This is a genomic window from Solibacillus sp. (genome assembly GCF_040273735.1).
Taxonomy (GTDB): Bacteria; Bacillota; Bacilli; order Bacillales_A; family Planococcaceae; genus Solibacillus.
Window position 1 is genome coordinate 1 of sequence record NZ_JBELZM010000033.1, and the last position, 11,246, is coordinate 11,246.

Below are 11,246 nucleotides of genomic sequence, written 5' to 3' on the forward strand. Positions count from 1 at the left end.
GCTTAGTAAAAAAAGCTCAAAAAGGAAATGACAGAGCATATTTAGAGCTTTTTTTACTAAGCGTCCAATATTCATAGCAATTCCTCCCTTCATTTTCGTTTTACATTTATTAGACATACGAGAAGAACATTTGGCTTTAAATTTTAAAATTATTTTTTTTCATCATTGGCATTATTCATAAAAAAACGCTTCCCTTTGTACGGAAAGCGCCTTAAATATTATAAGCTATTAACTTTTTAGTTTCTTTAAAAAAAATAAAAATATAAGTTGGACGATGGCAAACAAAAGTAATACTACACCTAACAAGGCCAAAGAAAGCCATTTAAGCTCAGATGTTTGGACTACACCTGCAGCATCTACTTCTCTAAAATAAATAAATATAGCTAAACCACTAAACAAGACAAGCCAAACCCCATTAATTATCCACCAAATTTTCTTCATTCAATTCCTCCTCCATAAATAAACGTAGCGGCAACTCCGATCAAATTTACAGAAAAGATATTAATGACAATAAAAAATGCACCTAATAAGCCTCCAATTAATTGCCATTTTGGAACAGTAAATAAATTAAAAAAATTACCCTTTCCAAAAAAGAAAGCTAAAAAGAACAACGCAAGCGCGCCTATCATGAAAGAAACGGTTGCGCTTTCTAATACGCCTACTTTCTTACTGAATAAGGCATTGATTTGACTTTGTATCGCAACTGCCGAACCGCCGATCAACGCTAAAAAAGAAATTATCAATTTCATCATCAACAGTTCCTCCAATGTGAATACCACGAAACATGTACTATTAATTTATAGAACTAGAATCAGTATCTATTTTAGATAGTAGATTTAATTTGATTTATATGATGAAGATCATGTTCCATTAAGCCTTTTAAGTACTCGTAAAACGTTAAAGTGGACTGGTTAATCTGTATTGGAATCAACCAGTCATCTTCAGGTAATTGCTTTAGCTGACTTAATAATTCTTGCCGTACATGAATACATCTTTCCAATGTATTTTCAAAAGGTTCTTTTCTGGCATGTAAAGAAGACTGGTCATTTAGCTTATCGATATTCGGAGCTTTCGGTAAGTCTTCGCCTGTAAATAAATATGGAATTCTTTGCTGTAACACAAATTCATCCCAAGGATAAAAGTGACCAACTATTTCTATAATGGACCACTTACCTTCCCCAATCGGCTTTCTTAATATATTTTCATTAATAGATTTTAAACTATGTATAAAAGTTATGAAGTTTTGATGATGCGCTACTATTTCTGCTTTTTCTTTCAGCAAATGTACCACCTCGATTTAATTATTCGTTACTATACACAGAAACACCTACAAAAATGGTTCACATTCCAGGATAAATCTATGGAACGCAAACCATTGCTTTTACATTAAAAGCTCTATTCCAACTTCACTCACATCGTTCCCTATTTTACCTATTGCGATTTATTTATCATTGCCTGATTTAAAGATAAACCGGTTATCGGGATTCCATATATGCAAGTTGTCAGCTACATATCCGCGCAGCCATAATACGCCATCAACTTTTCTAACATAAAATCCTTTTGGAAAACTTTCTTCATCACTTACTATTTCTGATGCAATGGTGACAGATCCAGAAGGTGCCTCATTTTTTAATGAAAGGTTCCCTGAATTCCCCTCACCCTGGTCTACATATTCCAGTCGTAAGTAAGGTCCTAGCTCTGGTGGGCATAACTGCAAGCCAAGTTCTTTCGCTTTTTTATAGATTTCAGGTAAAGTTGCGCCAAACTGAAAGCCAAGATCCCTAACTGATAGTTCAACTATTTCCACCCGATAACTTATCCCGGAGGTTGTAAACCGATTATCAAATAATAATTTTTCTCCATATAGGTTCAATGAAATAGAAGACTGCTGCAATTTTTGAAAAAGTTCTGCTTTCGATAGCCCTCCTACCTCAATCGTTTTTGTACTAACAGGACAATCAGGGTATATTCGCATTTCTATCCCTCCCCATCGTTTCGTTTATTTTTGTTGCAAAATCGTGCTACTAAACCTTTACTATTCATTTCTATTAAACTCAGTAAAACTCCTTCATCCTTTTAAAAACACTAGTGATTAATGACCAGCTTAAATTGGTAGGGTTCAGGGTATTCAAAGGTTGATAGGAGAGTGTAGATATATGATTACAGCAATTACAATTAAAATTATTGCAGGATTTATAGCCCTTATGGTTGTTATCCGCTTTATCGGAAAAAAAGAGCTTACTGAAGTCACCCCATTCGATTTTGTGTTTATCGTCATTCTCGGTGGAACGCTAGAAGAAGGAGTATACGATGAGAAAGTCAAGATTTGGGATGTCCTCTATACGATTGGACTATGGACTACGCTGTATCTTTTAACCGATTTTCTTGTCAGGAAATTTGAAAGACTGCGCCCGATTATTAAAGGTGAACCGTCTATTCTCGTTAATAATGGGCTGTTGGATATTAAAGCATTAGAGAAAAATAAAATGGAATCCGAACAGCTACGTTCCTTGTTACGAATGCAAGGGGTTTTTTCAATTAGTGAAGTAAAATATGTCCTTTTGGAGCCGGGTGGGCAAATTAGCTTATTGAAAAAGGATTCATCCGAGGAAGATACAGGTGGTGTGCTAACTCACTTGATTATCGATGAAGGGCAACTTGAAGAAAGAATTCTGGCACAAATCGGGAAAGATAAACAATGGATTATTCATCACTTAAAAGAGGAAGGTTACAAGGATATCAAGAAAATATATTATGCGGAATGGTCAGAGGAAAATGGATTCTATGTTCAGACTTATGATTAATCGTTAGCTGTTTAAAAGTGCCAACTGTAGCTGCAGATAGGAAAAGACGACATTAAAATATAACCCACAAAGGTTTTCCTCTGTGGGTTATTTCTAATTATTTTCTATATCGCGAATAATCCATTGTGCTGCTTCTTTTAAATTTGGAAATACTGCATCTGCTAATGGATCACTATAACCAATATAAACGGTTTTAGTCCCTGCTTTTTTACCCGCCTGAATATCTGTATCCGTATCACCGACCATATAGGAATGCTCAAGGTCTATTTTGTATTTTACACCTAAATCTAAAATCATTTTGCTATTTGGTTTTCTGCATTCACACCCAGCCTTTGGTTTATGCGGGCAATAGGCAACCTCATGAATCGTTGCCCCCTTTTTCTTCAGTTCAGCTACCATATAATCATGTACTTTCTGTAACTGCTTTTCCTTCATATAACCTAATCCGATTCCGCCTTGATTCGTTACGACAAACACATAATCAAAATAGTCATTTAAACTTTTAATGGCTTCTTCTGCACCAGGTAAAAAATAAAATTGTTTCGGTTCATTAACAAATTTCACTCGCTTAGTCAGCACTTCATTAATTACACCATCTCGATCTAAAAACACTGCTCTTTTCAATCCATCCACACCTTTATTTTTTAATCTTACTTTTAGTATGTTAAAAATTATCGGCTTTAAGCAGTATTGTTTCCGACTATATACTCGGATTCGAACCATTAATCTTTAATTGCCAACCATTCTGTTCCAGCTTTTTACTTTAAATTATTTTATAATCATTACCATCTATCAAAATTCGAAGTAGACTTTTAAATAAATTTTGTTGAGAAGATTTTTGCCAATCCACCTCATATTCAGCCATTAACCACATTACTTCATCTAGAAAGACGTGCTGTTTCGCCTTTTCCCAAAATCTTTTTTCTTCATCGGTAATGTCCATATATTCTTTGTATCCCAATAAAAACAATTCCCATTCATCTATTGTAAAAATCCTGTCCGGTGCTTCTTCATGTTCATTATGAAAAAGTAGTAATGCGAGTGCTAGATCAAATACTTTTGGAATCCAAGCAGCATTATCTGGATCAATTAAATATGGTTCGGGGATGAATACTAAGTTATTTGCTTTATAATCATGAGGCGTTGCAACATGTGGTAAATTTGCACAATAAAGCTCCTGTTGATTTGCAACACTTTCCATCAGCTTTGTTTTTATTGCTGAATCAATTTTTAATCCGGCTTTGTTTGCATGTTGGAAAATAGCCTCCATACTCCCTTCTACTTCTTCTTCGTTAAAATCATAGACATCGTATACAAGGAGGTCATAAAAATTTGAAACAGGTGAATAGCTGTGAATCTGTCCTAACATTTTACCAGCTTCATAAATTTCATTGTCTTTACCTGTGTATTTCTGACCTTTAATAAAAGGATAGACTACAAAATTTGTATCTTCGTATTTTTGCGGATTATCAACTTTCAACTTAACTGGAGTTACAACATTTATCCCCTTATCCTTTAGCATATTAGTATAAGACATTACACTTTCTGCTCTGCTTTGCGTACGTTTTACAACAACATCCTGATTACCATATTTCACTCGATATACTGGTGAATATGGGTAAATACTTGTGGGCTCTTCTTTCACTTCAAATCCAAATATATTTAAGATTTCGATTCCGCTCATCACTTTAACCACCTTATGTTTACTAAATTGTTATGTATTAGGGTTTTTACGAAGTTAGGGTTAAAAATTCTTCCGCATCTTTTACACAGATTTCCATTCCCTTTTCCCAGAAATCCTTAAATTTTCACCAGATCATTTATTTAGTTCTTTTTTCAATAAATCGATAGCCGTCATGACTTCTTCAATATTTTCAGTATCATTCATAAAGTTGCGGGCGTGAAGTAGCGTCGGTCTAACGGACTCGACTGAGCGGCCAAACTCATACATCCACTCGTATCTTGGAACCATCCAAGTATGGAAATGGTGAGTAGTATCTTCATTATAAAAGTAATATACGTACTCGATATTTAATACTTCTCTTTGAGCCTGTCTTATTCTAGTTAAAGTCTGAATATAATCTAATTTCTCTTCTTCAGTTAACTCATCAAAAGACTTGATATGTCTTTTAGAAGCTAATATGATTAATCCCTTGACTGGATAAGCTACATCTTGATGGGCGTGAAAATACTTCGTTTCAAATACAACTCCGCCATCAGGTTCTATCAAACCACTTGTTAACGCACAGCTTAAACATTCAACTTCAATTGTTTTTCCATTTGATAATGTTATTTTCTTTATACAATAACCCCTTTTCTGTTTCCTTGAGAAAAACACCTATTGTTAATTTGCATAATAGTTCACATGGAATTTTTTATATAAAAGTTAAAACTTAAATGAATTAAGACTTTTCATAAAAAACTATAGTAATCTTTTCATTTAATTTTTTGGTTTTACCAGTTTTTTTATAACCTAATTTTTCATAGAGGTGACAAAGTCCTTCTTCTTGTATAATGGTGTCCAACTCCCATGATCGTGCGTCATGATATTTTTTCTCTATTAATGCAAAGACTATTTGAGCTATTCCTTTTCCTTGATGTTCTGGCAAAATAAATATAGGGCTGACACGATAAGATTTATTACACATTTTAATAATTCTAATACCACCAATTGTATCTTCGGAATTTTTAATAAGATAATAATCTGAAAAAGGTTGATTAATCCGAGTAATGACTTTTTCTAAGGTTTCATTAGCTGGGTTTGTATCATAGTCCTGATACTTTTCTAATAAAGGCATAAATGCGTCCACTTGCATTTCATGAAGCTTAGCCGCGTCATCTATAGTTGCTTTACATAATGAGACTCCCATAAAATATACAACTCCTTTACAATACTTCAATATACATTTATATCCATATAAATAAATACTCTTCCAAAAGTTTTATTAGTACTCACCATTCATTCACAATTTATTTTAAACACATCAATCCTTTCATATTTTTCATCAGAAATAGTCTCAAGGTAGCTCCACCCTCTATTCCTATAATAGTCAGAAGCCCCTTCTGTTCTTAAATATAGCTCATTACATCCTAATTCGCTTGCTACGCTAATAGTCTTGTCTATTAACATTTTCCCTACCCCTTTACCACGATACTCTGGTTTTATATAAAGAGATGCAAGCCAGGGTTTATACATATTTCTAACTTTTAAATCATTTTCAACTATTGATACTGTACCGAAGCATTCACCATTTTCAAAAGCTACTAGAGTTATGGGAAATGAGTAATCCGTTGTATTAGAAAAATAATGAACAACATCTTTAAATTCCATTTCACTACCTGCTTTAACTACAAATTCTTTATAAACCATTTCAGAAACCTCATTGATAAATTGCTGTTGGTTTGCCAGTAAGTCTATTTTCAAATAAATCACCCTTCCTAAAGAATAATTCTAAAAAACTATCAACGAATTGCTTAAACAACCCGTGTGTTTACTCCCTTGAAAATCAACAACCTAAATTCTAACATTATTCCTTTTATATCCAAATAAAAATGCTGATACTATTTTCAGTACCCCTCTTTAATTAAGTGATTATTAAAATTCTAAATAAATCATTCCAAAGATTGATTTAACTCCAGAATAAATAACCTATAATACAAATCGAGGTGATATATATGATAGATTTAAAAGAACTAATGAAGGCAGACATTAAGTTCAAAAAGATTTGGGAAAGTTCTTGCAAAAATCATCGTATTCTATATTTCCAAATTAATAATGGAGATGAAGGAATTGAAGCACATTTTCATCCCTATGGGGAAGATCATGCATTAATTTTAGAAGGTGAATTGACTTATAATATTTCATTTGAAGAGCAAATAATTGCTGTGAAAAACAATCTTGTCTTTGGATGGTCAAATTATGTGCATGGATATTGTAATTTTAGTGAAAGACCACTACATATTCTGGTTTTTGCAACTCCAGAAAATAATTTATCTGTGTATGATCAACGAGAACAAAAATCAAAAAATTACTCGAATATAAGACTCCTTAAAAAGTTGCCTCCTAAAGAAAAAATTTTTTCCAATAGAATAATTTTTTCCTCAACACCACCTAAAGATTTTTCTAATTGTCTTGCAATTAACTTGAAATATCAAACCATTGACAGTTACCCTAATATAGTAAAAAGTAATGATAATTTATATATAACATTTAATTTAATTTCTTCTTATTCAAAAATCCTGTAAAGATAAAGCATGAAATAAACGCAACTGTTGTTACCACAATTCCCATAACTATTCCAATTGCTCTCATAAAAGTATCATCACCTGGATATGAAGGCTCAAGTGTTACCAACATATAAATCAACATAAGAGATAGAATCAAATAAAAACTACTCCCGACTGCTACCATCTTCAAACAATTTCTTCTCGTACCTTGCCAAGCTTGGTTAAGTATTACCCATAAAAAGATACTTGCAACTACAGCAAGTATCATTACAAGCAAATGTACATAAGGAATTAAAAAATAAGTCAATATATAAATAAGAAGAGCAGTTGAAAAAAATAGGATAGCATTCATAATAAATAGAAACATTCCAGCTAACCAATAATTTTGAAACCACACTGCATTTTTCAACTTTGATATTAGAAAATTGTCTTCTCCAAGTAAATTGAGTAATGGCCTTTTATTAAGTGTGACAAAGAATATGAGAATAAGACCGATGAATAAAAATAAAGTTAAGGACATATCTTCCCCCTAATTGTTAGTCTTTTGATTGTATTTTATTAAGTACAACATAATACAGCCTTTTCAAAATCCTTATCATTTATTAAAACTCTGCCATTATCATCTATTATAAAATCTATTTCTGCATTAATTAGCCTTTCTTTTACTGTATCAATAATTTCTGGGCCTTGGGATGATTCAATCCATATGCTGTAGCTTTTTTCTTGAGAACAGCCAACTAGCAAAGTGCTCATTACAGTGAAAAGAATTAGTGCTTTCTTCAAAATACCACCTCTTTTATGATAGTTTAACGATATTAATGGAAAAAAGTTCCTAAACTGGACAACAAAAAAAAAGCATCGTTCTCAAAAGAAACGATGCTTCATTTACTTATTAAGACTGTGAAATCTCGTTATTCAGTCAAATCTATTTTGAGCTCAACGTCCGTTGCTATCGGGTTGTCAATGTAGTTGATCCACAGTTTTGCTCTACCATTGTATGGCTCATAGTACTCTCTATAATTAAAGCCTTCATGGGCAGACGTAGAGAAACTGCTTCCTTCTGATTCAAGCTTTGTACCGTCCTCTTTCTCAGCAGGATATAAGTGCTGGCGGCCGTGGTCGTCTTTTATTGGTGCGTTTAAATATACATCGTTACCGACAACTTTAATATCCCAATCAATGAAGTCCGGTTTGTAAAGTACTTCCTTTGTTTTAAAGTCAACTTCGATATAATCTTCGCCCTTTGGAACAGCTTGAATTTCTCCGATGCGGACGATAAGTTCATCTGATTCAGAGAAGTAGTTGCTTTGTAAATAAAACGTGTACTTACCTTCTCGGAACGAACCACTTCCAACAAAACCATTGCGAATAAGTTCACGTTTACTACCGTTTTTAAGCTCCAGTGAGATGTCATCGAGTGCGACGATTTGCATCGTATTCGATGGATCTGGCTTTACTTCAATATGAATACGTAATGGTGTACGAATGATTTTATTAATTGATAGCCGTTGACCTTGTGCTGTGATGCTCGTATTCGACTCTACTACTTTGGCTTTAGCTATCGGTTTTTTTAGTGAGAATGGAATCGAAATCGTTTGTTTATCTCCATCCCGCATTTCAAATTCAACACGGAAATTAGGGTTTGTCGTATCAAGTGGTTGGTCAAGCGTCATTTCAAGAAGATGATTGCTGTGCACAACCGGCTCGTCTAGACCGTCCATCGTCCCATAAGCAACGTTGTTTTCAAGAAGTTGATTGCCTTGGTAAATGTTCACGGAATAGTTATGATGATCGCTTTTTTCCGTCGGGTAATCAAAATCATACATGAGCATAATACCGTATTCATCGATGATTGCGCCTTGAAGTGTAATAGTAACGTCCTTGTCTTGCACAAGTATGCCCAGCTCCTCGTAATAATCATTGGTGATGGCATCTTTTATCCCCTCATTTTCCTGCACGAGCTCGACGATAACACTTAGTCCAGGGATTTTAGCGGCATAGCTAGCAATCGTCGGTGAAACACGGACTGTTAGCAAAAAACTTAGGAAGATGATGGCTACTGCAGTGATTCCCTGCCACTGCTTCTTTCGACGGCGTTCTTTTTTTAGTTTTGTAAATGCATCCATACGTCCTTGGCGTAGCTTATCTTTTGGAATGTCAATCATAACCAATCCTCCTTTTGTCCAGCAGCTTTACGCAACTTTTTTAAAATGGCGTGCAGCCTTGACTTGACGGTACCTTCTGGAATGTTTTGCAGTTCAGCAATTTCATTGTTTTTCAGCTGTTGGAAATATTTTGCGTAAACTAACTGTTGTTCTGTGAGCGTAAGTAAATTAAGTAGCCGACTTATGTCCGAATAAATCGGTGCTTCACTGAGGCTGATCTCTTTAATTTCTACAGTTTGGATCCGTTTTTTGAGCATATCGTGACAACAGTTGATAAGAACACGTACAAGCCAAGTACGTGCAAATTCAGGCTGTTTAATGGTGTGCATTTTTCTCAGTGCCTTATAGGTCATTTCTTGCATGGCATCGAGTGCATCCTGTTCATTTTTCAAATATGTATAAGCAATCGGGTAAAGAACATCCTCGTCTTGTTCAATCAGTTCCAGGATTGCTAGTTGGTCGCCAGCGGTAGCTTTTTCGAGTAAGTTTTCCAAAGTGTGCCACCTCCTTATTTATTAGACTGTAAAAAATTAGATTTCGTTCGAACCGAATAAAAATTTTTTTTAGACATTTGTTGGAATGACTAGGTTAAATTTTAACGTTAATAATTAACAAGTACTTGTATAGAGAGAGGGAAACAGTGGGTTTACATTTCTGCAGTAGGCACATACCCTTTTTCAAAAGCATAAAATACGTAGAAAGGGTTGATGACAATGCCACCATGGCAACATAAGATTAGTTACTTAATAGGACAACCAATTGGTATATCCTTAGTAAATGGTCAAGGGACATCTGGAGTACTTTGCGGTGTATCAAATGGAAAGTTACTTGTTGTTGAATACCTGTATCAAACACAGTTCGCAATGAAACAGTATGATTTTTCAATGATTGCAGATATATCTGGGTTTCCACCTTGTAGTCAACAACGGCTATATTAAAATCAATGGTTAAAAAATTACAGCTCAATCTGGACTGTTTTTTCTCTAATCTCTTAATTTCCTGAGGAACTCTTCAACTTAAAACCAAACATATTTTCCTCAACGATAATACTTTTCTTAGTACTTTTAATGATAATGTCGAAATTTTTACTGTATGGATGCATAAACATTTGGTACTGTATACGTCGTTCATTGTGAGATTGCATTAAATAATTGGTATCCATTCCTCTTTCCTCTATATCCCTATCCAATCTTCTCTCTAGTTCCAAATCGTCATTAGTATAAAAATAAACTAGGAGATCAAATAGTTCAGGCTTTGCAAAAGCAACACTCATCCCGTCTACAATGGTTAATTTGTTTTGTGAAGAGAGAATTTCACTTTTCAAATAATTGTCTCAATGGTGAGTATATCCATTCCTGCTTTTAACATCTGTACATCTCTTTCCAGAGAGGGGATATGATGTGCTGATGGATGGCATGCCGTCATTTTAAAACGATGTAATTTCCCTTCATGTATATAGTCAATCATTGCGTTTTTTCGTATTGATGAACTGACTATGTATGGATCCGTATTAAGATAGTTTACATCATTCTCTAAACCATCCATTAACATATGTGCAAAAGTCGTCTTTCCGGCAGCTCCATGGCCAGAAATCCCAATAATCAGCTTCTTATCAGCATTACGAATCCAACTTATAATTTCTTGAATTAATGTTTTCATTATTCATCCTCATTTCTAAAATCCCTTGCCTTATTAACCAAAAATCCCCTAAAAACTACGTAGACAATGTTCCAACAAAAATGCATAATGTTATTTTAACAGTGTTTACGCTTTTTTAATGTGCTTCCAAACTTTTATTTGGAAATATTTTTCCTACTTAAGGTTTAACTTTTAGCTTTAATGTGTATTTACATAATATATGTATTATGTAAATTATTGTATCTGATTTATATATTAAAAATGAGGAGAGATTTCTAATGCCTAATATTTTAAAAAAAGTAAAAACTCAAAAAAACGTTGAAACACTTAGAACTGCAATGATAAAGTCTGGTACAGAAAATGGTCTAAATCATCCTACTACTATAAAATTAAGTCAGAATTTAGATAGGCT

17 protein-coding genes and 1 pseudogene are annotated in these 11,246 nt (G+C 33.9%); 4 read left to right on the forward strand and 14 right to left on the reverse strand.

Going from position 1 to position 11,246, the window contains the following annotated elements:
* Window positions 1–228 precede the first annotated feature (228 nt).
* The 4 genes from ABS917_RS18535 to ABS917_RS18550 form a co-directional block, all read right to left on the reverse strand.
* Window positions 229–441: a DUF3923 family protein gene (locus ABS917_RS18535; protein ID WP_350480368.1), complete on the reverse strand. Its 213-nt coding sequence runs from the start codon at window positions 439–441 to the stop codon at window positions 229–231.
* On the reverse strand, window positions 438–752 hold the full coding sequence (locus ABS917_RS18540; RefSeq protein WP_350480369.1) for a DMT family transporter: 315 nt from the start codon (window positions 750–752) through the stop codon (window positions 438–440). Before ABS917_RS18540 ends, ABS917_RS18535 begins: the two co-directional genes overlap by 4 nt.
* Window positions 753–823: 71 nt before the next feature.
* Window positions 824–1,282 (reverse strand): DinB family protein, encoded by a 459-nt coding sequence (locus ABS917_RS18545; RefSeq protein WP_350480370.1) that lies wholly within the window; start codon window positions 1,280–1,282, stop codon window positions 824–826.
* Window positions 1,283–1,441: 159 nt separating this feature from the next.
* Window positions 1,442–1,975, reverse strand: coding sequence for a helicase (locus ABS917_RS18550; protein WP_350480371.1), 534 nt, complete (start codon window positions 1,973–1,975; stop codon window positions 1,442–1,444).
* 181 nt (window positions 1,976–2,156) lie between these two features.
* Here ABS917_RS18550 and ABS917_RS18555 point away from each other — a divergent pair, with 181 nt between their 5' ends.
* Entirely contained in the window at window positions 2,157–2,804 is a 648-nt protein-coding gene (locus ABS917_RS18555; protein WP_350480372.1) for a DUF421 domain-containing protein, read from the forward strand.
* A gap of 93 nt (window positions 2,805–2,897) precedes the next feature.
* Here ABS917_RS18555 and ABS917_RS18560 read toward each other — a convergent pair whose 3' ends face one another.
* From ABS917_RS18560 to ABS917_RS18580, 5 genes are all read right to left on the reverse strand, one after another.
* A complete protein-coding gene (locus ABS917_RS18560) occupies window positions 2,898–3,428 on the reverse strand; it encodes a D-glycero-alpha-D-manno-heptose-1,7-bisphosphate 7-phosphatase (RefSeq protein WP_350480373.1) in 531 nt (176 codons plus the stop codon).
* Window positions 3,429–3,567: 139 nt separating this feature from the next.
* On the reverse strand, window positions 3,568–4,488 hold the full coding sequence (locus ABS917_RS18565; RefSeq protein WP_350480374.1) for a phosphotransferase: 921 nt from the start codon (window positions 4,486–4,488) through the stop codon (window positions 3,568–3,570).
* A 132-nt stretch (window positions 4,489–4,620) separates the two neighbouring features.
* Entirely contained in the window at window positions 4,621–5,106 is a 486-nt protein-coding gene (locus tag ABS917_RS18570; RefSeq protein ID WP_350480383.1) for an HIT family protein, read from the reverse strand.
* Window positions 5,107–5,206: 100 nt separating this feature from the next.
* Complete coding sequence (locus ABS917_RS18575) at window positions 5,207–5,674, reverse strand: GNAT family N-acetyltransferase (RefSeq protein WP_350480375.1); 468 nt, start codon at window positions 5,672–5,674, stop codon at window positions 5,207–5,209.
* 89 nt (window positions 5,675–5,763) lie between these two features.
* On the reverse strand, window positions 5,764–6,228 hold the full coding sequence (locus ABS917_RS18580; protein ID WP_350480376.1) for a GNAT family N-acetyltransferase: 465 nt from the start codon (window positions 6,226–6,228) through the stop codon (window positions 5,764–5,766).
* Window positions 6,229–6,479: 251 nt separating this feature from the next.
* Here ABS917_RS18580 and ABS917_RS18585 point away from each other — a divergent pair, with 251 nt between their 5' ends.
* A complete protein-coding gene (locus ABS917_RS18585) occupies window positions 6,480–7,049 on the forward strand; it encodes a cupin domain-containing protein (protein ID WP_350480377.1) in 570 nt (189 codons plus the stop codon).
* On the opposite strand, the gene ABS917_RS18590 is transcribed toward ABS917_RS18585, so the two are convergent.
* From ABS917_RS18590 to ABS917_RS18605, 4 genes are all read right to left on the reverse strand, one after another.
* On the reverse strand, window positions 7,015–7,551 hold the full coding sequence (locus ABS917_RS18590; protein ID WP_350480378.1) for a hypothetical protein: 537 nt from the start codon (window positions 7,549–7,551) through the stop codon (window positions 7,015–7,017). The two genes, ABS917_RS18585 and ABS917_RS18590, sit on opposite strands and share 35 nt — an antisense overlap.
* A gap of 38 nt (window positions 7,552–7,589) precedes the next feature.
* A complete protein-coding gene (locus ABS917_RS18595; protein ID WP_350480379.1) occupies window positions 7,590–7,814 on the reverse strand; it encodes a putative periplasmic lipoprotein in 225 nt (74 codons plus the stop codon).
* Between the two features lie 128 nt (window positions 7,815–7,942).
* Window positions 7,943–9,196 (reverse strand): DUF4179 domain-containing protein, encoded by a 1,254-nt coding sequence (locus ABS917_RS18600; protein WP_350480380.1) that lies wholly within the window; start codon window positions 9,194–9,196, stop codon window positions 7,943–7,945.
* Entirely contained in the window at window positions 9,193–9,690 is a 498-nt protein-coding gene (locus tag ABS917_RS18605) for a sigma-70 family RNA polymerase sigma factor (protein ID WP_350480381.1), read from the reverse strand. The genes ABS917_RS18600 and ABS917_RS18605 overlap by 4 nt, the downstream gene beginning before the upstream one ends.
* A gap of 213 nt (window positions 9,691–9,903) precedes the next feature.
* Here ABS917_RS18605 and ABS917_RS18610 point away from each other — a divergent pair, with 213 nt between their 5' ends.
* On the forward strand, window positions 9,904–10,134 hold the full coding sequence (locus tag ABS917_RS18610; RefSeq protein ID WP_350480382.1) for a hypothetical protein: 231 nt from the start codon (window positions 9,904–9,906) through the stop codon (window positions 10,132–10,134).
* Window positions 10,135–10,187: 53 nt separating this feature from the next.
* Here ABS917_RS18610 and ABS917_RS18615 read toward each other — a convergent pair.
* Window positions 10,188–10,855 (reverse strand): annotated as a pseudogene (locus ABS917_RS18615) (uridine kinase family protein).
* A gap of 257 nt (window positions 10,856–11,112) precedes the next feature.
* On the opposite strand from ABS917_RS18615, the gene ABS917_RS18620 reads away from it, so the two are divergent.
* On the forward strand, window positions 11,113–11,246 hold a 134-nt coding region (locus ABS917_RS18620; protein WP_350480384.1), incomplete at its 3' end, for an aspartyl-phosphate phosphatase Spo0E family protein.

What these genes read in the sequence shown, in the direction of transcription:
- ABS917_RS18535 (WP_350480368.1), bottom strand. Translation starts at nt 441, where the DNA reads ATGAAGAAAATTTGGTGGATAATTAATGGGGTTTGGCTTGTCTTGTTT.
- ABS917_RS18540 (WP_350480369.1), bottom strand. Translation starts at nt 752, where the DNA reads ATGATGAAATTGATAATTTCTTTTTTAGCGTTGATCGGCGGTTCGGCA.
- ABS917_RS18550 (WP_350480371.1), bottom strand. Translation starts at nt 1,975, where the DNA reads ATGCGAATATACCCTGATTGTCCTGTTAGTACAAAAACGATTGAGGTA.
- ABS917_RS18555 (WP_350480372.1), top strand. Translation starts at nt 2,157, where the DNA reads ATGATTACAGCAATTACAATTAAAATTATTGCAGGATTTATAGCCCTT.
- ABS917_RS18565 (WP_350480374.1), bottom strand. Translation starts at nt 4,488, where the DNA reads ATGAGCGGAATCGAAATCTTAAATATATTTGGATTTGAAGTGAAAGAA.
- ABS917_RS18575 (WP_350480375.1), bottom strand. Translation starts at nt 5,674, where the DNA reads ATGGGAGTCTCATTATGTAAAGCAACTATAGATGACGCGGCTAAGCTT.
- ABS917_RS18585 (WP_350480377.1), top strand. Translation starts at nt 6,480, where the DNA reads ATGATAGATTTAAAAGAACTAATGAAGGCAGACATTAAGTTCAAAAAG.
- ABS917_RS18590 (WP_350480378.1), bottom strand. Translation starts at nt 7,551, where the DNA reads ATGTCCTTAACTTTATTTTTATTCATCGGTCTTATTCTCATATTCTTT.
- ABS917_RS18600 (WP_350480380.1), bottom strand. Translation starts at nt 9,196, where the DNA reads ATGATTGACATTCCAAAAGATAAGCTACGCCAAGGACGTATGGATGCA.
- ABS917_RS18610 (WP_350480382.1), top strand. Translation starts at nt 9,904, where the DNA reads ATGACAATGCCACCATGGCAACATAAGATTAGTTACTTAATAGGACAA.